Below are 20,776 nucleotides of genomic sequence, written 5' to 3'. Positions count from 1 at the left end.
GGCGCTTTTTTTATATATACAAATTATTTTGCATATACAGGGAATTTTGCACAAACAGCTTCAACTTTTGCTTTTACATCAGCAATAACTTTTTCATCACCTTTGCTGTCGATCACGTCAGCGATCCAACCAGCAAGTTCACGAACTTCAGCTTCACCAAAACCACGAGTTGTTACTGCCGGAGTACCGATGCGGATACCAGAGGTCACAAATGGAGAACGTGGGTCATTTGGAACTGAGTTTTTGTTCACAGTAATGTGAGCAGCACCTAACCAAGCATCTGCATCTTTACCAGTTACGTCTTGTTTGATTAAAGATAACAAGAATAAATGGTTGTCTGTACCACCAGAAACAACATCATAACCACGTGCGATGAATACTTCAGCCATCGCTTGAGCATTTTTCACAACTTGTTGTTGGTAAGTTTTAAAGTCATCAGACATTGCTTCTTTGAAGCAGATTGCTTTAGCAGCAATCGCATGCATTAATGGACCACCTTGGTTACCAGGGAATACAGCTGATTGAAGTTTTTTCTCAATTTCTTCATTCGCTTTCGCAAGGATTAAACCAGAACGTGGACCACGAAGTGTTTTGTGAGTTGTCGTTGTCGTTACGTCAGCAATTTGAACTGGGTTTGGATATACACCAGCAGCAACAAGACCAGCAACGTGAGCCATATCAACAAAAAGGTAAGCGCCAACTTTGTCCGCAATGTCACGGAAACGTTGCCAATCTACAACACGGCTATAAGCAGAGAAACCAGCAACGATCATACGTGGCTTGTGTTCTAACGCTAAACGTTCAACTTCTTCGTAATCGATCTCGCCAGTTTCAGCATTTAGTCCATACTGAACAGCGTTATACGTTTTACCAGAGAAGCTAACTTTTGCACCGTGAGTCAAGTGACCACCGTGAGCCAAGCTCATACCCAAAACTGTGTCGCCTGGGTTAAGAAGTGCTAAATACACAGCAGAGTTAGCTTGTGAACCAGCATGTGGTTGAACGTTTGCGTAATCAGCACCAAAAAGTTCTTTAGCACGGTCAATCGCCATTTGTTCAATAACATCTACATATTCGCAACCGCCATAATAGCGTTTGCCAGGATAACCTTCTGCGTATTTGTTCGTAAGTTTTGATCCTTGCGCTTCCATCACAGCAGGAGAGCAATAGTTTTCAGATGCAATTAACTCGATATGTGCTTCTTGACGCTCACCTTCAGAAGCAATTGCTTGAGCTAATTCTGGATCAAATTCAGAAATGGAAATATTGGCAAACATTAGCGGGGGTCCTATAAATTAGGGCTTTTAAGCCGTGCTAAGATTGCGGCATATTGTAGCATGAACTTTATAATTAAACAGAATCAAGTTAGCTCAGTTTTAAATAAAAATGGCTCAATTTTTATTTAAAACTGAGCCATCAAATCTAAAAAAATTTATAAACACTTAAAAAGCTTTTAATTATTAATTTTCCAATGTTAAATTTAGCTTTTCATAGCAATAAAAAAACCTTAAATATCAAACACTCTTATTGAGCTGACAGCAAGTTTTGTACATTTCCAATAATATTATCTACATTACTGCTCATTGCCGCCTCATGGTCCCAATTACCCGTTACATAGCTATTAATTTTTGTACCGACGACAGTGGCATTAGATATCAAAATATCAGTAGCTACTTTCGGAACTGTTGTATCTGCTAGCCCCTGATAAATAATAATCGGTGTAGTGACTTTTGCCTGTAAAGGTTGAGAATCTTTATCTAAGAATGTTTTAACTAAAGGTACTGCCATAAAATTAGGTTGTGTACGCGTATATCCATCCAGAGTTCCATTATGCTCTGTAGCATACTTAGTCATACCTGCACCAAAGGCTTGCCCCAATGGCCCTGCACAAATTGTTTCTGCCTGCTGTGCAGTACTTGCTGTTTGTGAAGTAAATACTTGGGAATAATCAAAGCTTGGCTGTGTATTTCGAATGCCGGCTGTCACTAAAGCAGTATATGTATCAAGCTGCGCATACATTGGAATCTTTTTATCCACAGTTGCATTAGCAACAGCCTGTTCACCTGCAATTAAAATAAATCCTAGATTTGAAGCTGGTGCTACCGCTACTGTACCTTTATAGTCAAGCTGCGCACGGCTCGCATATTGTGCAGCGCCCAATGCAGCATGCCCACCTTGCGAATGTCCTACAGTAACCCACTTTTTCGAAGTTAATAAGTTCCGCTGTAATAAATAATTGCGTGTTGCTACTACTGCATCGGTAATTGAATAAGCTTCACTTTTAATATTTAAAAATGGATGTATACCTGGTGTACCTAATCCCTCATAATCTGGTGCAACCACCACATAACCCGCTGCAAGAAGTTTACTAATTAAATCTTTAGTACTGTCTGTTAATGCCGATTTACTCGGTGCACATGCATCTGCAACCCCTGTCGTACCATGTGCCCAAACCACAATTGGCCAACCGCCTGCTGGTGGTGGAGTAGTCGGTGTAAATACTAGACTTGTTGCCTGCACCTCTTGTCCACTTTGACCTAACATTTTATAAGTTAAAATACTACTTTCAGCAGCAACCGCTCCTAAGTTAGTACTTGTATAAGCATCGACCTTAACCACTGGATTTTGAATATTATTGGCTGGAGTACCCGATGGATCAGTAGTTGCTGGACTGTCATCGCTACTTCCATCTCCACATCCCGTCAATAGTAAACTTGTGCTAAGAACACTGGTCATGAACAATTTCATTTTCATTCGTATATCTTCCTTAAATTCAATTTTTGTTGTGCTTTAGTTTTTAATGAACATTTTAAATGTCTTACAAACAATTACGCCTAATCTTCATTTTTCGCAAGTGATATTTAATCAAAATGAACAGCGAGATTTTCTACTTTTCAACATAAATTGCATTTGATAGCTCATCTAGCCTTACTCTATGTTTTAAAGTAGATAGCCAACTGTTAAGATTGATGGTTACTTGTAATTGTTTAAAGGTTCAAAAGATGCAAGCCATTATTTTAGATACAGAAACTCATACACTAAATGGTTTGCCTATTGAAATTGCATACGCCCCTATTGAACTTAATGCAGGTAAACTCACTTTAGATAAAAGCAAATTGTTTGATCAGCTTTATCAGGTGGGAGCTCCGATCTCTTATGCTGCAATGGCTGTTCACCATATCTTAGAGTCCGACCTAGAAAATCAGCCTCACTATAAAACCTTTAAATTACCTGATAGCACAACTTATATTATTGGCCATAATATTGATTATGATATTGCCGCAATTGCTCGCTGTGGCGTCGATGTATCTCATATTAAACCGATTTGTACTTTAGCTTTAGCACGTAAAGCTTGGCCAGATGCCGAAGCTCATAATATTTCTGCACTCATTTATATGATTTCCCAAGGTAGCGGTAAAGCTCGAGAAATGCTGAAAGGTGCTCACCGTGCCGACGCTGACATTATTTTAACTGCCAATATTTTGATGCATATTATCTATCATTTAAATATTCAAGATATTGAAGAGCTTTACCAAGTTTCTGAAGAAGCCCGTATTCCGCATACGATTAATTTTGGTAAGCATAAAGGTACGGCAATTGCTGAACTGCCTAAAGATTATATTCAATGGCTTCTACGTCAGGAAGAGCTCGATGTCTATTTACGCAAGGCATTAGAAAGCGCATTTTAATTTCCTTAAATAGATGATATTCATAAATTCTTCATCAAATTGTCATTTTTGAGTTTTATCTTTAACCCCATTTATATTTTATTAAGAAGAGTGCTGTTTGATTGAGAAAAATCAAACAGACTGCTTCATTTTTATATTGGGGAAATACAATGTCTGGTTTTTATCGAACCAATTTGGGAAGAGTTGCGCTTCAACAACGTAATATTACCTTAAATGCAAAACAAAGACGTTTACTTCTATTAATAGACCATGAAGATTTTCAAAGTCTCGATACCGAGTTTAAAAAGCGGATCGCCCCACCAGAACTGATACAACAGCTCATTGACTTAAAACTAATTGCACCTTCTAGTGAAAATTATTCAGAGTTACCTGAACAAATATCTCCCCAAGAGTCATCTATAACAACTAAAGAAATACATCAAAAAAATGTTGACGAGAATAAAAGTAATGATTTAGTTGGAGAAATTCAGGTTCCTCACTCAACGTCTGCGCCTTCTTCAAATATTGAAAATAACCAACCAAGCATTCCAGTTCAACAGCTCTCTTTTGAAGAAATACAACAGTTGATGAAGCAAAGCTTAAGCCAATACTGTGGCCTTATGGCAAAGCCACTTATTCAAAAAATAGAGCAAATAAAAACACTTCAAGAACTTAAAATGTGCCAAATGCAATGGATTACCAGTTTGCAGGAATCACGTATTCCTCCTCATGAGCTAGCACATACGCTCCATTCTATTAATTATTCAATTCAGCTTATTCAGCAACGCATCTAAAATAGAACAAGCTGCTGTTTAATTAAGCATTAAACTCACTTGGTACGTATTTCGTGCTTTACCTACCGGTGTTTTTTTCCTATGATGTGCCCCACACATGTGCGCTCGTAGCTCAGTTGGATAGAGTACAGGTTTCCGAAGCCTGGGGTCGTGGGTTCGATCCCCGCCGGGCGCACCAATTTATATATAATAACTTCATAAATTTATCTCAATTTCATAAAATTCCGACTATTTTACTTGGTTTATTAATCATTATCGCTCAAAATATACCCCTCTTTCATAATGTGAGAATTTCATGACTGATGCTTTGGTTTTAAGAGATTTGTCCAAAACATATCGTAATGGTTTTCAGGCGTTAAAAGGTATTAACCTCACTGTGCCTGAAGGTGAATTTTATGCGTTGTTAGGCCCAAATGGTGCCGGCAAATCAACAACCATTGGTATTATCAGCTCCCTCACGAAAAAAACTTCAGGAACTGTTGAGATTTTTGGACATAATCTCGATACTCATCCATCGTTGGCAAAACAGCAGCTTGGCGTTGTTCCTCAGGAATTTAACTTCGGGCAATTTGAAAAAGCATTCGATATTTTAGTTACCCAGGCTGGTTATTACGGTATTCATAAAAAGATTGCCGAGAAACGAGCGGAACATTATTTAGAAAAACTTGGCTTGTGGGAAAAACGTAATATACAAGCACGTATGCTGTCTGGTGGTATGAAACGCCGACTAATGATCGCCCGTGCCATGATGCATGAACCTAAACTTCTTATTCTAGATGAGCCTACTGCGGGTGTAGATATTGAATTACGCCGTTCTATGTGGGATTTTCTAACCGAAATGAACGAAAACGGTACTTCTATTATTTTAACGACACATTATTTAGAAGAAGCTGAAATGTTGTGTCGTCAAATTGCCATCATTGACCGTGGTGTCATTAAAGAAGATACCAGCATGAAAAATTTCTTAAACCAGCTGAGTGAAGAGTCTTTTATTTTTGATTTAGCAGAACCAATTGCCCCACTCCAGCTCAATATTATTGGTGTGAAGTTCAACTTAATTGATAGTAGTACTTTAGAAGTAACAATGGATAAAGCACATACATTAAATGACTTATTCCAACTTTTAGAGTCACAAGGTATTCGTGTTCGTAGTATGCGTAACAAATCGAATCGCCTTGAAGAGCTATTTGTCAAAATGGTCGAGAAAAATCTTGAAGGAGCGGCAAAATGAACTTTAACCAACTGCAAATTGCCCTTTGGACTTTAGTTCGTAAAGAAGTACGCCGTTTTCTTCGCATTTGGCCACAAACTTTATTACCACCTGCAATTACCATGAGCTTGTATTTTGTCATTTTTGGTAATTTGGTTGGCTCACGTATTGGGCAAATGGGCGGCGTGAGCTACATGCAGTTTATTGTACCTGGCTTAATCATGATGGCTGTTATTACGAACAGCTATGCTAACGTGTCTTCTAGTTTCTTCAGTGTTAAATTTCAAAAGAGTATTGAAGAACTCATCATGAGTCCCGTGCCCTTACATATTATTTTATGGGGCTACGTGATTGGTGGTATTTGTCGTGGTGTATTGGTTGGTGCCATTGTTACTGCGATGAGCATGTTCTTTACCCATCTTTTTATACATAACTGGTTCGTAACTATATATACAGTATTAATTACATCCGTTTTATTTTCCTTAGGCGGCTTTATTAATGCAGTCTATGCAAAATCATTTGATGATATTTCTATTATTCCAACCTTTGTACTTACTCCACTCACCTATTTAGGTGGTGTGTTTTATGCTATTAGTGCACTTGGTCCTTTTTGGCAAAAACTTTCTTTAATTAATCCTATTGTGTATATGGTAAATGCTTTTCGTTTCGGCATTTTAGGTCATAGTGACGTGAACGTTACGTTCTCTTTAATCATTGTGACATTATGTTGTGTTGTACTTTATGGAATCGCCTACTATTTACTTGCTCGTGGTTCAGGAATGCGTGAATGAGTGTCGAACAGTCTTTATTGGGTAAAGAAACCCATTATCCAACTAGCTATCAACCCGATGTGTTATTTCCAATTGCACGTGCTCAATCTCGTGAAAAATATTCACATATTGAAGGTATCAACCAAGGTAAAGATTGGTGGCATGTTTTTGAAATATCTTGGTTAAACTCGCATGGTATTCCACAGGTTGCGATTGGCAGAATTACCCTGCCTGCTTCTTCACCAAATTTGATTGAATCAAAGTCATTAAAGCTATACTTCAATAGTCTTAACTTCACTCAGTTTGGCTCTAAAGAGTTATTTATTGAAACGGTTGAAAAAGATCTATCGTCTGCAGCTGGTGCCAAAGTTGAGCTAACGCTATTTCAAGTAGATGAACTTGATATTTCTAAACCACAAGGCATTTGTATTGATGATCTAACACCTGAACGTTTAGAACAACATCCCGATGCATCACTTTTAAAACTGGATGAGTCTGGTGAAGAAGTCGAAATTGAACTGTATTCTCATCTTTTGAGAAGTAACTGCCCAGTCACGGGACAGCCAGATTGGGGTACAGTTTTTATCCGTTTTAAGGGCAAAAAACCTTGTTATCGTAGTCTTTTAGCTTATATTATCTCGTACCGTCAGCATAACGGTTTTCACGAACAATGTGTTGAGCAAATCTTTGCAGATATTTGGCAAAATTTGCGACCTGAAAAGCTGATGGTTTATGCAACTTATACTCGCCGCGGTGGACTTGATATCAATCCTTGCCGAGTATCGGATCTATCATGGATGCCAAAACCGATTCGATTGGCACGACAATAAAACGAATAATTTGAGGATACACCATGCCGTTTTTTGGTTTTACCCCTTCTGAAGGCTTATTGAACGATATACAGACTGGAATTGCGAATAAGAATTCCAGTGAACCGTTATATCCACTTCGAGACAAAATTGCTTTACAACTTAATGAGGAAATTATTGAAAATGTACTGACTCAGTTAGTACAACATTTCCCAGCGAGTGAAAAAAGAGATACTGCCGAAAAACTAGCTGGTTATGTCAAATCAACAGTTGCTGTGCTTTTAAAGCAATTACTGAGTAAAGCACCAAACGATGTTGTTAAACAATCCGTGGAGTTTTCAGAGAAAAGCTTATTTAAAGACCCACAAGGTCAATATAAAGTTGGTGTAGCTTTAGATGCTGGTTTAGTTACTAATTTGAAGCATAATTTTGCCGAGCTTCAAGCAGGTAATGACATTAATAAAGCAGCCTTAGCAGAACTATATAAACAGTTTGGTGATGCTATGGTTAGACACTTTATGTCTGATTTTAATAAAACATTAGATTTAGGCATGATTAAGCGCAAAGCAGCCGATATTGGCGCAGCAGCTGTAACAAAAGCAGTCCATATTGCGATCGATAAACTTATTCCAAGTTTAAATCGCACTGAACTAAAAGCGATGGCTGAATATCACGATAGTTTATTCTTTAACTAACAGAAAATAGACCATCGGAAACCTGGCGAGAGCCAGGTTTTTTTATTGCAAAATATTGATATACATTGCCATTAATCAGGTTTATGTTAGCATGCGCCAAGCACTGATTGACCTAGTTAAAGCCGCATGTCTCCTAGTCCACAATATAAATTTTTACGCCAAGCTCCTCGAGATGGTCTTAGTACTGCCATGCAACCATCGCGCTGGCAGCAACTTCATATTGACCCGTGGTTATGCCTATTTTTATTCCTAAATGCCCTATTAGGTTTAACGGTACTATATAGTGCATCTGCACAAGATGTAGGCTTAGTCAGTAAACAAGCCATGAGTTTTGGTATTGGCTTTTTAGTCATGATTAGTCTGGCTCAAATTCCCCCTAAGGTTTATCAAGCTTTTTCACCTTACTTTTATTTATTTGCACTATTTTCCTTAATTGGAGTTATGGTCTTTGGTGAAGTCCGCATGGGGGCTAAACGCTGGATCGATATTCCCGGTTTCGGGAGCGTGCAACCCAGTGAGTTCATGAAAATTGGCATGCCAATGATGATTTCATGGTTTTTAGCACGCAAACCACTTCCTCCAAGCTTTTCTCAAGTTGTTTTATCATTAATGTTAATTGGTGTTCCTTTCTTACTGATTGCAGAACAACCTGACTTAGGAACATCCCTACTCGTATTAGCAAGTGGTATTTTCGTACTATTTTTAAGTGGGTTATCTTGGCGCATGATCGGTGCCGCAGCAGCTTGTGCAGCTATTGTTATTCCAATTGCCTGGGAATTTCTTTTACACGACTATCAGCGTCAACGGGTTCTAACGCTACTTGACCCAGAAGCAGATGCATTAGGAACAGGATGGAATATTATTCAGTCCAAAACAGCTATTGGTTCTGGTGGTTTCTCAGGTAAAGGCTTTCTTGAAGGTACACAATCACATTTACACTTTTTACCCGAAGGCCATACTGACTTTATTATTGCGGCTTATTCCGAAGAATTTGGCCTAATTGGCGTACTTATATTAGTTATTCTTTATTCAGCTATTATTTTTAGAACATTTCAGATTGGTTTACAGAGCTTTCATAACTACGGTCGTTTAGTTGCTGGTGCCTTTGGTTTGTCTTTTTTTGTTTATGTATTTGTAAACGCAGGAATGGTCAGTGGTATTTTACCTGTAGTGGGTGTTCCTTTACCTTTTATGAGTTATGGCGGTACCGCTATTATTACTTTAATGGCCACTTTTGGTTTAGTCATGTCTATTCATACACATCGATAATTTGGAATTTTAAAAAGATATGTTGTCTCAATTTATTAATAAAACTTTAAAAGCGCTTGCCTTGTGTACCGGCCTAGTGAGCACAAGTCATTTTGCTCAAGCCAATGATTTTGTAAATGATCCTAATTATTTAAATTTTAAACAAAAAGCCATGAATACTTATGGTTTAAGTAGTGTACAAGTAGATGCCGCGATGAGCGGTGCAAAAAATTTACCAAACATTATAAATATTATGACTCGTCCAGGAGAAAGTAAGCCTTGGTACGATTATCGCTCTATGTTTTTAGTTGAAGGTACTATTCAACGTGGTGTCCGGTTTAAAAATCAATATGCAGATGCGCTTAACCGAGCTGAACAGCAATTTGGTGTCTCTCAAGCTGTTATTTTGGGTATTTTAGGTGTTGAGACAGGATATGGGGCAAATAAAGGTTCTTTTATCACTCGTGACGCACTTGCAACATTAGCATTTGGTTACCCTCGCCGTGCTGATTATTTTAGTGATGAGTTAGCTGCTCTGATTGCATGGACTTACAAAGAAGGCTATCCAACCAATAGTATTGTTGGCTCTTATGCTGGAGCAATTGGCTATCCACAGTTTATGCCAAGTAATATCAGTAAGTATGGAGTAGATTTTGATGGTAATGGTCATATCGATCTTCGTAACTCTGCGGAAGATGCGATTGGTTCAATTGCAAATTACCTAGCAAAGCAAGGTTGGCAACGTGATCAGCCTATTGGTTTTATGGCTCGTTATGTAGGCTCAAATCCAGAAAGTATTATTGCTAAAGATCTCACTCAACCTACTCCGTATGGTGTGCTCAAAAATCAAGGAATTTCTCCATTAAACCCATTAGTTAAAATTGATGACTTAGATATGGTAAATGTTATTCAATTACAAGACTATAACGGTCCAATTTACTATTTAACCTATCCGAATTTTCAGGTAATTACGACCTATAACAAAAGTCGAATGTATGCGACTGCTGTATGGTTATTAGGCACAGAGGTAGCTAGCCGATAGGCTAGCTTTTTGATGAGTTTATGTAAAAGTCAATAAATATTTTTGTTAAATCGATCACAATACATACATTTTAAATACCTTGTTACATATTTGGTTATTTTTTAACCTAAAACTGTAAGTTTTTGCCCTTTTTGTAACTATTTCTCGTTAAAGACTAGACACTCTCCGTAAGCGATGAATATTATCCACCCCAATCAAGCAATTGCAAAAGTGAATAATTAGGCATGTTCACTTCAATTTTTAGCCTGTTGGCTAAAAGAAAAAGAGCATGTTCTCAGGAGTTTATATAAATGCAGTTATCGCTGAAATACATTCTTGCACTGACGGCTAGTTTAAGCATGGCCCCACTGCACGCTGAAATGATGCAATCATCATCATTAAACAGTGATGTAGATGGTCCAAATGCTAATTTAGCTGCACGTGTATTGAGTAAAGATACTCAAAGCTTTAATTCTCGTTTTTCTAACATTAACAGTCTTTCAATCACTGAACGTTCTGGCGATCAAATTCGTCGTCAAGCTATCGCAGCTAAAATTGAAATCCCTGAAGATGAGCCTTCAGTGATTGAAAAACTTAACACAGTAGCTTCAAATACTGTTCGTAAGTTTAGCCAAACTGGTATGGCATCTTGGTATGGTCGTCAATTTCATGGCCGTAAAACTGCAAGTGGTGAAACATTCGATATGAATGCACTTACTGCTGCTCACCGTAGTCTGCCATTGAACTGTTATATCCGTGTTACAAATAAAGACAATGGTAAAAGTGTGGTAGTAAAAGTAAACGACCGTGGTCCATTCCATGCAAATCGTGTACTTGATTTATCATACGGTGCTGCAAAACGTCTTGGTATTACCAATGCTGGTACTGCAAAAGTAAGTATTGAACGTGTAGACGGCCCTACTTCATAAGCGATTACTCCTAGAGTTCATGGAAAAGCCACAAATTAATTTGTGGCTTTTTAATTTTTAGACCCAAAAATATAAAAATCATGCTAAAAATTTTGTTTTTTTACTCATTTTTTAATTACAAAATTGATTATTTTTTAACCCAAAAACACATCATTTTATTACTCATCCATTTTTGCTTATATTTTTTGATTAGAGCCATTTTAAAAAAATTCCGCTACCCTAGTACCACCTTAGTCCAAAAAAAGCTGTTTATAGCGTTTTAAAGCAAGTTGAGTTGAGCTTTTTTCTATTATTTTCCAGCTTTTCATAAAAAAGTGGTTTTTATAAGGATTTCCCCACTTCAAAATCCAAAAATAAATAGCCTGATTTTTTAAAACGATTGTGCTGCCTTTTAAGATTATTTTTTAATTTTTTCCACCCTGCTTTTTCCAGATGATCAGTCCTTAATTTTTAAGGTCACATGAATGTACGATAAGGAAGATTTTTGACTTTTCTTGTCTATCTACATAACAACAGGATAAAATATAGACATAAAAAGAATGACTCAAAATTAGACATGGAGAACAAGGTCTATGAAATCTATTGCTGAATGGTTTGATGAATACAGTGAAAGCCATCAAAATCCAACGAATAAGAAAATTCATTGGGTATGCGTCCCAGCTATTTTGTTTTCTATTATCGGAATCATCGCCCACTTTAGTGCTTTGCTCACTGCTTTACTCATTGTACTGACTCTTATTTTCTATGCTCGACTCGATCTTGTACTTGCAGTAGCGATGGCTGCGCTTCTCGTTGTGATGGCTTGGCTCATTTATGCCCTACCTGTAGGTATAGGGTTTTATATTGCAATTTTTGTGATTGCTTGGGTTGGACAATTTTATGGACATAAAGTTGAAGGTAAAAAGCCCTCTTTCTTTAAAGATTTGCAATTTCTATTGATTGGCCCAGTTTGGTGTATGGATGCCTATCTTGGAAAAATATTGCCAAAGTGGAAAAGTCGGCAGAACAAATTGATTACCCAATAATTTTTAAAAAGCTGAATCTTTTAGATTCAGCTTAAGTTTACTGATTTATTAGAAAATTTATAAAATAGAAAAATGCTAGACTGAGTAGCACACTTGATAATACTTTTTTTAAATAAAAAGCAATTACAATACAAAATATTGTCGCATATAAATATGGATTATCTAAAAGACCTCTTAGTTCATTTCCTTCAAAAAAAATTACTGGTATACAAATAGCAGTTAATAAGCAAGGCGCTGAATAGTTCAGCATTTTATTCATCAATACCGGTAATTTTACTTTTACACTGGGTTCCAAAAAATAATAACGATTAAAAAACACAATAGCCGCTAATCCTAAAATCATGAGCCATGACATCTTATTTTTCTCCTGTTCTATTTTCTGCAACAACCGCAATTAGCATTCCCAATAAACCAGAAATCAGAATAGCGCCTTCAACATGAAAAAGTTTGAGAATAAAACCACTAAAACAAGTTGTTAAAACTCCGGCTATGACAGGCTTTTCCTTACACATAGGGATAATCATGGCCACAAAAATAGCAATAATCGAAGAATCTAAATGGTAGGACAATAAATCTGGAATCGCCGTAGCCAATAAAATTCCAACTAGACTAAAAATTACCCAAAATAAATAAAAACATATACCCGCCCCCAATAAATAATGAGGATGCCTTTTTTCGTTCGGAGCACTTAAGGCAAACAATTCATCTGTTAGTAAAAAACCTAAACTTAATCGTTTGGGCAAAGACAAAATAGAAATATCATTTCTTAAAGTTAATGCATAAATAAAATGTTGAGCAGTAAGAAAAAAAATCGTGATATAGATTGTTAATAATGAAGCACCCTCCATCACCATACTCAAACTGACCAATTGTGCAGCACCAGCAAACACAATTCCTGACATTGCCAATGCTTTATAAAATGATAGACCTGCATGAATTGCCATTGAACCAGCCAAAATAGCCCACGGAATAACCGAAATAGACAATGGCAGTATATCTACCGCCCCTCGTAAAAAAAGATACGGAGGTCGGCTTTTAGAAAATCTAATAGATTGATTTAAACGAGTATTCATCTCTAGACATCTATAATATTAAATATTTATAGATTTTCTTCTATGCAGGTTAACTTCTCTTGAACAAAATTGCGTTTAGAAATAAAAATAAATTTTAGAGATTAAGACTTGCTACATACTGGGTAGGTGTAACACCCATGGCCTTTTTAAAATGTCGGTTAAAATGACTTTGATCAGAAAATCCACATTGCTGTGCAACCATCACAGTTTGAACATTTTGCTTTAACAACTGTCTCGCTTTTTGCAAACGTGCCTGCACTAACCACGCATGAGGTGGCAAACCCACATGTTTTTTAAATTTTCTTAAAAAATGCCAAGCACTTAATCCCGCCATGTCAGCCAATTCCTGCAAAGAAAAATTCTTTTCAGGCATATCTGCCAACAAATCTTTAACTTTTAATATTTTCGAATAAGCTTCTGGTAATTCACAAAAAGTGTGCCGTGATTTACCGTGGCGCATCATTAAACATGCTAATGTGGATAGATACATGGTTTCTTTAAGCAAAAAATTGTCTTTTTGTTCTAATAAATCAAATAATAAACAAAGTTGTTGAGACAAACCCAAGTCCTGAATAACTGCTTGTGGAAACCAAGGTGCCCCATGGCCTTGCTCAAAAAAATCTTGGCTTACTTCAGCAAGCATTTCGGGTGTAGGATAGATTGCACGGTAACGCCAGCCCGATTCAACAGCAGATGAGCCTGTGTGAATTTCATCTGCATTCACCAAAATAATGTCGCCTTTAGGAGCGACATGTAATTGACCCGTCCTAAAAAAAGACTGTGCACCTTCTTCAATAACACCAATACAATATCCCTCATGGGTATGCTTTGAAAATTGCGTTTGATGGTAATGTGCTTTTAATAATTCTAAACCGCCCAACTCTCGCAAATGCAAGTAGTCAGCCTGTTCCCGGTGCATATATACATCTCATCTATTTATCTAAAAAAAACATAGCATGTTTTAAAAAGATGCATAGAACAAAATTGCTGTTAGATAGAAATGTATACTCTATTTCTATTGGTAAATATGTCCATTATGTTTCAACCAACCATTTTCATGGCGGTTTTGTGGGTCATGATGCGTCCAATGCAATACACCACCTTTTTCGTTATATTCATACTCACCGTTAAATTCGACAATATCCCCTTTATGTAAATCTTCAATTTTTGGTGCTAAATCAATATTATGTGCGACCAAAATTGAAAGACCATTTTTTAATACAAGAATAAATTTCTGATGTTTTGTCCCATCATTATCTTCTCTTAAAATTGCTTTTACTCGACCACTTCCCTGCACTTGAACATTACTTTGTCTGCGGTCATAGGCAGCTTTTATAGTATCTATCCCATCATTTGAAAACGTAGTTTCAGTATGCTGAGTGGCAGGACTTGATGATGGCGATTGATTTTTCTTATGCCCAGATAAATCCAGACCGAAATATGCAGCGATCAATAAAACAATAATGCCGCCAATACTCAAATTTTTTTTATTTGTCATCTTTATATTCCGATTTCAACAGGGATAAAAAAAGCCCCATAGGGGCTTTTTTTGAAGATACGAATTACTTCGCAGCAGCTTGAGCAGCAGCAACTTCTTCAGCAAAGCTAAGTTCAGCTTTTTTCTCGATACCTTCACCAACTTCGAAACGTACGAAGTTAGCAACAGTTGTACCAGTTGCTTTTAATACGTCAGCAACTTTTTTCTCGTTGTCGATAACGTACATTTGACGGTCAAGAGCAACTTCGTTTAAGTATTTCTCAACAGAACCAGTTACCATTTTCTCAACGATGTTCGCTGGCTTACCAGATTCTAACGCTTTCGCTTCAGCAATTTCTTTCTCTTTAGCGATAAGGTCAGCAGGAACAGCTTCAGCGCTTACTGCTACTGGGTTGAATGCAGCAACGTGCATTGCGATACCTTTACCAGTGTCAGCATCACCAGTGTAAGAAACTACAACACCGATTTTTAAACCGTGTTTATAGATAGCCAAGTTTTCGCCTTCAACGATTTTCGCGCGACGAACTTGGATGTTTTCACCGATTTTTTGAACAAGCGCAATACGAGCTTCTTCAACTGATTGGCCATCAGCCAATTTTAATTCAGCGATTTTAGCAGCATCAGTTTCGCCAGCAGCTAAAGCAGCAGCAGCAACTGCGTGTGCAAAGTTAGAGAAGTTTTCGTCTTTAGCAACGAAGTCAGTTTGACAGTTTACTTCAACTAAGATCGCTTTATTACCGTCTTGAACGATAGTGATTGCACCGTCAGCAGCAATGTTGCCAGCTTTTTTAGCAGCTTTAGCTTGACCAGATTTACGAAGGTTATCAATAGCAAGTTCGATGTCACCGTTCGCTTCTGTTAATGCTTTTTTGCATTCCATCATTGCAAGACCAGTACGGTCACGTAATTCTTTTACCATGCTTGCAGTAATTGCAGTCATGTTGATCTCCTAAAATCGGTAGAAAATAAATCTGTTCAACAAAAACGGCCCAAAGAAACTCTGGGCCGTTTGCACTCTCGACGCTTAATTTGCCACCATTACATGTCGCAAAAATGACAAGCCTGCGTCAAAACGCATTAAGCCTCAGAAGCGTCTTTCGCAGCGTCATCGCCTTTTGCTTGAGCGTTCGCTTGAGATTGAGCGTATTCTTTACCAGCAAGAATTGCATCAGCCATAGCTGAAGCATATAAAGTTACTGCACGGATCGCATCGTCGTTACCAGGAATAACGTAATCAACGTTATCTGGGTTAGAGTTTGTATCAACGATACCGATAACAGGAATACCTAAGTTCTTAGCTTCTTTAATTGCAATCGCTTCGTGATCAACGTCGATTACAAATAATGCGTCAGGTAAACCACCCATGTTTTTAACGCCGCCTAAAGAGCGCTCAAGTTTTTCCATCTCACGAGTACGTTCTAAAGCTTCACGTTTAGTAAGCTTAGCAAAAGTACCGTCTTGAGATTGAGTTTGAAGATCTTTTAAACGGTTGATAGATTGGCGAAGTGTTTTCCAGTTCGTCAACATACCACCTAACCAACGGTGGTCTACATATGGTTGACCAGCGCGTTGAGCTTGTTCACGGATGATGTTAGAAGCAGCACGTTTTGTACCAACGAACAAAACTTTGTTCTTTTTGCTTGCTAATTGGTTAGCGAAGTTCAAAGCATCATTTAACGCAGGAACAGTGTGCTCAAGGTTGATGATGTGAATTTTGTTGCGCGCGCCAAAAATGTATTGACGCATTTTTGGGTTCCAGAAACGAGTTTGGTGACCAAAGTGCGCACCTGCTTGAAGAAGGTCGCGCATGCTTACGTTGTAATCTGCCATTTTCTTTACCTTAAAAGTTGGGTTAGGCCTCCATATATCCGCATTCTCCACCTTTTTACGGGCACCCAGAGTAATGTGACGATATATGTGCGGATTTTTTACTCCACCTATCAAAATTCTTCGTAAAAGATATTCACGAAAAGCATTTGATAAAATGGGCGGCTATTTATACCATAGACGCTTGTAAATTACCAAAAGTTTTTAGAGATCATGAACAGTACTTATACAGCTCCACGTCGATTAATCAAAACACCAGATGAAATTGAAAAAATGCGCATTGCAGGACGACTGGCGGCTGAAGTTCTAGAGATGATCAAGCCGTATATTAAGGCCGGTGTAAGCACCCTCGAACTTGATACGATTTGCCGTAATCATATTGAAAATGTACAACACGCTATTCCAGCCTGCGTAGGTTACGGCGGTGCTCCAGGACGCCCTGCTTTTCAACACTCTATCTGTACTTCGGTTAACCATGTTGTATGTCATGGTATTCCTTCTGAAAATAAAATCTTGAAAAACGGCGATATTCTTAATATTGATGTAACCGTGATCAAAGACGGTTATCACGGCGACACTAACATGATGTATATCGTGGGTGGTGAGACTTCTATTTTGGCAAACCGTTTATGTAAAGTTGCTCAAGAAGCAATGTATCGTGGAATGGCAACGGTTAGAGACGGTTCATATTTAGGTGATATTGGCCATGCCATCCAAAAATATGTCGAGTCAGAACGTTTTAGCGTAGTACGTGAATATTGCGGCCACGGTATCGGTACTGTCTTCCATGACGAACCTCAAGTATTGCACTATGGACAACCGGGTACAGGTATGCGTTTAGAAGCAGGTATGACTTTTACCATTGAACCTATGGTCAATGTGGGTGTTTGGCAGACTAAATTGCTTGGTGATAAATGGACTGTTGTAACTAAAGACCATAAACTTTCTGCTCAGTATGAACATACTATTTTAGTGACTCAAACAGGTATTGAAGTGTTAACAGCTCGTCCTGAAGAAGACCTCTCACGCTTCAATTAATAATTTAATCAGATTTAATAAAAGGCTACTTTATGTAGCCTTTTATTTTTTATTTTGTACTTTTTATTAATAAATCTTTCTAAATATAAACAAATATTTCAAAAACATTACAATTATTAATTTTTATTACACAATCATTTTAATAAAACGCGCTATGGTGGGCTCAATAAAAATCAGTAAACAAATGTCCGGACATGGAGTCCTTTATGATGAAAAAGTCATTATTTTGTATGACAGCTGCCTTTTTTGCTCTGCCTACAGTCACTTTCGCTGCTTCACCATATTTTAGTTTTAAAGATGGTGATGGTTTCAAGCGTTTTTCGGTTTCTGCTGGCTGGTTACATGCCATGCCACAAGGAAGCGCAAATCCAGTTAATATTAATACTAGTGTTGCAGAAGGAACTACTTCTAAAGTTGGAGATGTATCTACAAAAGCCGTTTTAGACGCAATCGACCAAAGTAAACCTTCAGGAAAATTCTGGTATAGCACTATTAGCCTTCTGGATAAGTTTACTGACACCCTTCCCTCATCACTTGCAGGTACAGCAGAAATTAATGGTCTGTCTCAATGGGAACAACAAGGTTCTGGCTTAGAAGCTGCTGATGTTGATACTGCCGGACTTATGTTTAACTACAACTTTACGGACAATTTATCTTTAGAAATTAAAGGCGGTATTCCACCTAAAGTAGATATTAATGGAAAAGGTAATATTTATGCTCCTCTTTCTGGTAAAGCTACTCCACTAAAAGATGGATCTGTGATTGGAGGAATCTTAGGAGATGGTATTACCAAAGCGGGTGGGGATATTCCTTTGAAACAAGACATTCATATTACTGATCTTTCTCAAGGGGGTAAGGCTGCGACTGCACGTGCATGGTTACCAGCTGTGGAATTGCAATATCAGTTTGGCAAAACAGGAGTAAATAAGTTCCGTCCTTATATTGGAGCTGGTGTGATGTATGCCTACTTTAATGATTTAAAAATGAACTCTGGTATTGAAGCCGATTTAATTCAAGCGGGTCACATGATACAGAATATTCATGATAATAAGGCAGGTGCAGCACTAGATCGTAAAACATCTTCTGCAGATCCAGTTGTAAAACTTAAAGCGACTGATGCTTTTGCGCCAATTGTTACATTAGGCGCAACCTATGACTTTAAACCAAACTGGTTTGCTGTAGGTTCAGTTTCATACTCAAAAATGAGCAGTGATGCCAAAATTAATGTAATTGATCGCAATACTGGAAAAGATTTAATTCGTGCAAAAACGACCATTGATATCGATCCACTGATCACATATGTTGGTATAGGTTATCGTTTCTAATTTTTTTAAAAGCACCCCAGCTATAAAAGCTTTACTAAAGGTTTTTATAGCTTTTTTTTATTAAACAAATTAAAGCTGCTTCTTTTTAAACCAATATGCTAAAAAAATGAGCATTTCTTATTAAAAGAATCTCTCATCATTTTCCTATTTCTTCCTATTTTCTTAATTTTGTTTTAGTCATTAATTTTTTTATTTTCTAACTAATTTAATAAAATTAAAAACTAAAGTTTTCCTCTTAGTAAAAATTACTTTTTGGCACGTCCTTTGCTTTATTACAACATGATGAATCAATGGCGATTCAATGGATAAACCAAGACGGCCAATGACGTCCGCTCTGATCGGTATGCATATAGACAATTCAATTTGTCATGCAAATTAAAATTTCGTTCAGTTCAGGGGGACGACGTATGTCTTCAAATATCAATCTAGATGCAAAAAAAGCAACTGAGATTAAATTATTTAGTTTCTCAACTCCAGCCATGCGTGCGTTCCATATGTCTTGGCTCGCATTTTTTGTGTGTTTTTTCGCATGGTTTGCATGTGCTCCACTAATGCCTGTTATTAAAGGCGAATTTGGCTTAACAAAAGATCAAATTGCCAATATTAATATTGCCGCCGTTGCGATTACGATTTTAGTACGACTTGCTGTAGGACCACTTTGCGATAAATATGGTCCACGAATTACCTATACAGCCCTACTCTTACTTGGCAGTATTCCGGTATTTGGTGTCGCTGCTGCTAACAGTTATGAATCTTTTCTATTCTTCCGCTTGCTGATTGGTGCAATTGGCGCAAGCTTTGTCATTACGCAATATCATACGAGTATTATGTTTGCGCCTAACGTTGTAGGCACAGCAAATGCAGCAGCAGCTGGTTGGGGCAATGCTGGTGGCGGTGCAACTCAAGCGTTAATGCCTTTATTACTTGGTGCAATTGTCATGTTTGGTGTCGAACAAACTATGGGTTGGCGCATTGCTCTCATCGTACCTGGTGTAATGATGGTAATTGTGGGAGTCCTTTACTGGAAACTAACTCAAGATTGCCCTCAAGGAAATTTTAAAGAAGTTCGGGCAGAAGGTATTGAAGTTGGCAGTGGTAAAAAAGGCGGTATGGCAATTTTAATGCAAGCTGCTCGTAACTACCGCGTCTGGATTTTATTTCTGGCTTATGGCGCATGCTTTGGTATCGAAATTTTTATCCATAACGTGGCAGCGATGTACTATGTTGATCAGTTCAAAATGGATTTAAAAACTGCGGGCTTAACGGCCGGAATATTTGGCCTTCTCGCGTTATTCGCACGAGCATTGGGAGGCATTATTTCAGATAAAGTCGCACTTAAAAAAGGACTAGACGGACGCACTAAGGTACTGGTACTCATGATTTTAGGCGAAGGTTTATTTTTGATTCTTTTCTCTCAAATGAACGGCGTCACTCTCGCTATTCTTTCAATGACTATCTTTGCACTATTTACCCACATGGCCTGCGGCGCAACGTATGCATTGGTACCATTTATTGATCGCAATGCATTAGGCGGTGTTGCAGGAATTATTGGTGCAGGTGGAAATGCTGGTGCAGTAGCAGCTGGTTTCTTGTTAAAAGGTGTACTTGATGTTCAAACTTGTCTCTTTATTTTAGGTGGACTGGTTATGGTTGCAGGTTGTAGCGTAATTTTGATTCGCTTCACAACCGAGCATAAAGAAAAGGAAAAAGTACTTTTTGAACAAGCTCTACTTGAACGTAATTCCGCAGCTTAATTTTCATAATAAGCAGAAATTAAAATGATTTCTGCTTATTTACTTTTTATAGCGTCACATACCTCTTTCAAGCTTTTTAATTCTTCTTAAAT

Annotated in this window: 21 protein-coding genes, 1 tRNA gene and 1 pseudogene; 15 read left to right on the top strand and 8 right to left on the bottom strand. The window is 37.7% G+C overall.

Annotated elements, in window-relative coordinates; all coding sequences use genetic code 11:
* Positions 1 to 23 precede the first annotated feature (23 nt).
* Complete coding sequence (glyA, locus tag J576_RS01700; protein ID WP_002049224.1) at positions 24 to 1,277, bottom strand: serine hydroxymethyltransferase; 1,254 nt, start codon at positions 1,275 to 1,277, stop codon at positions 24 to 26.
* A gap of 60 nt (positions 1,278 to 1,337) precedes the next feature.
* Here glyA and J576_RS20605 point away from each other — a divergent pair.
* Positions 1,338 to 1,403, top strand: a pseudogene (locus J576_RS20605) (hypothetical protein); the annotation flags it as partial.
* Between the two features lie 121 nt (positions 1,404 to 1,524).
* Here the strand turns inward: J576_RS20605 and J576_RS01695 are convergent.
* Positions 1,525 to 2,754 (bottom strand): alpha/beta hydrolase, encoded by a 1,230-nt coding sequence (locus J576_RS01695; protein WP_002049062.1) that lies wholly within the window; start codon positions 2,752 to 2,754, stop codon positions 1,525 to 1,527.
* 248 nt (positions 2,755 to 3,002) lie between these two features.
* Here J576_RS01695 and J576_RS01690 point away from each other — a divergent pair, with 248 nt between their 5' ends.
* The 11 genes from J576_RS01690 (at position 3,003) to J576_RS01640 (ending at position 12,169) form a co-directional block, all read left to right on the top strand.
* Positions 3,003 to 3,689, top strand: a complete 687-nt coding sequence (locus J576_RS01690; RefSeq protein WP_002049276.1) for a 3'-5' exonuclease — start codon at positions 3,003 to 3,005, stop codon at positions 3,687 to 3,689.
* A gap of 149 nt (positions 3,690 to 3,838) precedes the next feature.
* A complete protein-coding gene (locus J576_RS01685; RefSeq protein WP_002049342.1) occupies positions 3,839 to 4,462 on the top strand; it encodes a hypothetical protein in 624 nt (207 codons plus the stop codon).
* A gap of 101 nt (positions 4,463 to 4,563) precedes the next feature.
* Positions 4,564 to 4,640, top strand: a tRNA-Arg gene (locus J576_RS01680).
* Positions 4,641 to 4,757: 117 nt separating this feature from the next.
* Positions 4,758 to 5,693, top strand: a complete 936-nt coding sequence (locus tag J576_RS01675; RefSeq protein ID WP_002052950.1) for an ABC transporter ATP-binding protein — start codon at positions 4,758 to 4,760, stop codon at positions 5,691 to 5,693.
* Entirely contained in the window at positions 5,690 to 6,463 is a 774-nt protein-coding gene (locus tag J576_RS01670; RefSeq protein WP_002052782.1) for an ABC transporter permease, read from the top strand. Before J576_RS01675 ends, J576_RS01670 begins: the two co-directional genes overlap by 4 nt.
* Positions 6,460 to 7,272: an NADPH-dependent 7-cyano-7-deazaguanine reductase QueF gene (gene queF / locus J576_RS01665; RefSeq protein ID WP_002052678.1), complete on the top strand. Its 813-nt coding sequence runs from the start codon at positions 6,460 to 6,462 to the stop codon at positions 7,270 to 7,272. Before J576_RS01670 ends, queF begins: the two co-directional genes overlap by 4 nt.
* A gap of 23 nt (positions 7,273 to 7,295) precedes the next feature.
* Positions 7,296 to 7,946, top strand: coding sequence for a hypothetical protein (locus J576_RS01660; RefSeq protein WP_002052502.1), 651 nt, complete (start codon positions 7,296 to 7,298; stop codon positions 7,944 to 7,946).
* Between the two features lie 126 nt (positions 7,947 to 8,072).
* A complete protein-coding gene (rodA, locus tag J576_RS01655) occupies positions 8,073 to 9,215 on the top strand; it encodes a rod shape-determining protein RodA (RefSeq protein ID WP_004707770.1) in 1,143 nt (380 codons plus the stop codon).
* 19 nt (positions 9,216 to 9,234) lie between these two features.
* Positions 9,235 to 10,236: a lytic murein transglycosylase B gene (gene mltB, locus J576_RS01650; protein ID WP_002052939.1), complete on the top strand. Its 1,002-nt coding sequence runs from the start codon at positions 9,235 to 9,237 to the stop codon at positions 10,234 to 10,236.
* A 290-nt stretch (positions 10,237 to 10,526) separates the two neighbouring features.
* Positions 10,527 to 11,144, top strand: a complete 618-nt coding sequence (locus J576_RS01645) for a septal ring lytic transglycosylase RlpA family protein (RefSeq protein WP_002052473.1) — start codon at positions 10,527 to 10,529, stop codon at positions 11,142 to 11,144.
* A 572-nt stretch (positions 11,145 to 11,716) separates the two neighbouring features.
* Positions 11,717 to 12,169: an Mpo1 family 2-hydroxy fatty acid dioxygenase gene (locus J576_RS01640; protein WP_002052736.1), complete on the top strand. Its 453-nt coding sequence runs from the start codon at positions 11,717 to 11,719 to the stop codon at positions 12,167 to 12,169.
* A gap of 37 nt (positions 12,170 to 12,206) precedes the next feature.
* On the opposite strand, the gene J576_RS01635 is transcribed toward J576_RS01640, so the two are convergent.
* From J576_RS01635 to rpsB, 6 genes are all read right to left on the bottom strand, one after another.
* On the bottom strand, positions 12,207 to 12,524 hold the full coding sequence (locus tag J576_RS01635; RefSeq protein ID WP_025467967.1) for an AzlD domain-containing protein: 318 nt from the start codon (positions 12,522 to 12,524) through the stop codon (positions 12,207 to 12,209).
* Between the two features lies 1 nt (position 12,525).
* On the bottom strand, positions 12,526 to 13,242 hold the full coding sequence (locus tag J576_RS01630; protein WP_025467966.1) for an AzlC family ABC transporter permease: 717 nt from the start codon (positions 13,240 to 13,242) through the stop codon (positions 12,526 to 12,528).
* A 94-nt stretch (positions 13,243 to 13,336) separates the two neighbouring features.
* On the bottom strand, positions 13,337 to 14,161 hold the full coding sequence (locus tag J576_RS01625; protein ID WP_002052540.1) for an AraC family transcriptional regulator: 825 nt from the start codon (positions 14,159 to 14,161) through the stop codon (positions 13,337 to 13,339).
* A 96-nt stretch (positions 14,162 to 14,257) separates the two neighbouring features.
* A complete protein-coding gene (locus J576_RS01620) occupies positions 14,258 to 14,740 on the bottom strand; it encodes a DUF3465 domain-containing protein (protein WP_002052771.1) in 483 nt (160 codons plus the stop codon).
* Between the two features lie 64 nt (positions 14,741 to 14,804).
* Positions 14,805 to 15,680, bottom strand: coding sequence for a translation elongation factor Ts (gene tsf, locus J576_RS01615; protein ID WP_002052897.1), 876 nt, complete (start codon positions 15,678 to 15,680; stop codon positions 14,805 to 14,807).
* 137 nt (positions 15,681 to 15,817) lie between these two features.
* Complete coding sequence (rpsB, locus tag J576_RS01610; RefSeq protein ID WP_001982118.1) at positions 15,818 to 16,570, bottom strand: 30S ribosomal protein S2; 753 nt, start codon at positions 16,568 to 16,570, stop codon at positions 15,818 to 15,820.
* Between the two features lie 210 nt (positions 16,571 to 16,780).
* Between rpsB and map the strand changes: the two genes are divergently transcribed.
* From map to J576_RS01595, 3 genes are all read left to right on the top strand, one after another.
* A complete protein-coding gene (gene map / locus J576_RS01605) occupies positions 16,781 to 17,605 on the top strand; it encodes a type I methionyl aminopeptidase (protein WP_002052913.1) in 825 nt (274 codons plus the stop codon).
* A 206-nt stretch (positions 17,606 to 17,811) separates the two neighbouring features.
* A complete protein-coding gene (locus J576_RS01600; RefSeq protein ID WP_002052859.1) occupies positions 17,812 to 18,930 on the top strand; it encodes an OmpW/AlkL family protein in 1,119 nt (372 codons plus the stop codon).
* Positions 18,931 to 19,337: 407 nt separating this feature from the next.
* Positions 19,338 to 20,684 (top strand): MFS transporter, encoded by a 1,347-nt coding sequence (locus tag J576_RS01595; protein ID WP_002052479.1) that lies wholly within the window; start codon positions 19,338 to 19,340, stop codon positions 20,682 to 20,684.
* The last annotated feature ends 92 nt before the right edge of the window (positions 20,685 to 20,776 follow it).

Origin of the sequence: Acinetobacter sp. 766875, from assembly GCF_000582055.1 — a bacterium.
Lineage (GTDB): Bacteria > Pseudomonadota > Gammaproteobacteria > Pseudomonadales > Moraxellaceae > Acinetobacter > Acinetobacter nosocomialis.
The sequence above is the reverse complement of the archived record's forward strand: the minus strand, read 5'-3'. Positions and strand labels throughout refer to the sequence as shown.

What these genes read in the sequence shown, in the direction of transcription:
- J576_RS01675 (WP_002052950.1), top strand. Translation starts at nt 4,758, where the DNA reads ATGACTGATGCTTTGGTTTTAAGAGATTTGTCCAAAACATATCGTAAT.
- J576_RS01635 (WP_025467967.1), bottom strand. Translation starts at nt 12,524, where the DNA reads ATGTCATGGCTCATGATTTTAGGATTAGCGGCTATTGTGTTTTTTAAT.
- J576_RS01595 (WP_002052479.1), top strand. Translation starts at nt 19,338, where the DNA reads ATGTCTTCAAATATCAATCTAGATGCAAAAAAAGCAACTGAGATTAAA.
- J576_RS01660 (WP_002052502.1), top strand. Translation starts at nt 7,296, where the DNA reads ATGCCGTTTTTTGGTTTTACCCCTTCTGAAGGCTTATTGAACGATATA.
- J576_RS01600 (WP_002052859.1), top strand. Translation starts at nt 17,812, where the DNA reads ATGATGAAAAAGTCATTATTTTGTATGACAGCTGCCTTTTTTGCTCTG.
- J576_RS01630 (WP_025467966.1), bottom strand. Translation starts at nt 13,242, where the DNA reads ATGAATACTCGTTTAAATCAATCTATTAGATTTTCTAAAAGCCGACCT.
- J576_RS01645 (WP_002052473.1), top strand. Translation starts at nt 10,527, where the DNA reads ATGCAGTTATCGCTGAAATACATTCTTGCACTGACGGCTAGTTTAAGC.
- J576_RS01685 (WP_002049342.1), top strand. Translation starts at nt 3,839, where the DNA reads ATGTCTGGTTTTTATCGAACCAATTTGGGAAGAGTTGCGCTTCAACAA.
- rpsB (WP_001982118.1), bottom strand. Translation starts at nt 16,570, where the DNA reads ATGGCAGATTACAACGTAAGCATGCGCGACCTTCTTCAAGCAGGTGCG.
- J576_RS01625 (WP_002052540.1), bottom strand. Translation starts at nt 14,161, where the DNA reads ATGCACCGGGAACAGGCTGACTACTTGCATTTGCGAGAGTTGGGCGGT.
- queF (WP_002052678.1), top strand. Translation starts at nt 6,460, where the DNA reads ATGAGTGTCGAACAGTCTTTATTGGGTAAAGAAACCCATTATCCAACT.
- mltB (WP_002052939.1), top strand. Translation starts at nt 9,235, where the DNA reads ATGTTGTCTCAATTTATTAATAAAACTTTAAAAGCGCTTGCCTTGTGT.
- J576_RS01640 (WP_002052736.1), top strand. Translation starts at nt 11,717, where the DNA reads ATGAAATCTATTGCTGAATGGTTTGATGAATACAGTGAAAGCCATCAA.
- J576_RS01620 (WP_002052771.1), bottom strand. Translation starts at nt 14,740, where the DNA reads ATGACAAATAAAAAAAATTTGAGTATTGGCGGCATTATTGTTTTATTG.
- J576_RS01670 (WP_002052782.1), top strand. Translation starts at nt 5,690, where the DNA reads ATGAACTTTAACCAACTGCAAATTGCCCTTTGGACTTTAGTTCGTAAA.
- tsf (WP_002052897.1), bottom strand. Translation starts at nt 15,680, where the DNA reads ATGACTGCAATTACTGCAAGCATGGTAAAAGAATTACGTGACCGTACT.
- glyA (WP_002049224.1), bottom strand. Translation starts at nt 1,277, where the DNA reads ATGTTTGCCAATATTTCCATTTCTGAATTTGATCCAGAATTAGCTCAA.
- J576_RS01695 (WP_002049062.1), bottom strand. Translation starts at nt 2,754, where the DNA reads ATGAAAATGAAATTGTTCATGACCAGTGTTCTTAGCACAAGTTTACTA.
- map (WP_002052913.1), top strand. Translation starts at nt 16,781, where the DNA reads ATGAACAGTACTTATACAGCTCCACGTCGATTAATCAAAACACCAGAT.
- J576_RS01690 (WP_002049276.1), top strand. Translation starts at nt 3,003, where the DNA reads ATGCAAGCCATTATTTTAGATACAGAAACTCATACACTAAATGGTTTG.
- rodA (WP_004707770.1), top strand. Translation starts at nt 8,073, where the DNA reads ATGTCTCCTAGTCCACAATATAAATTTTTACGCCAAGCTCCTCGAGAT.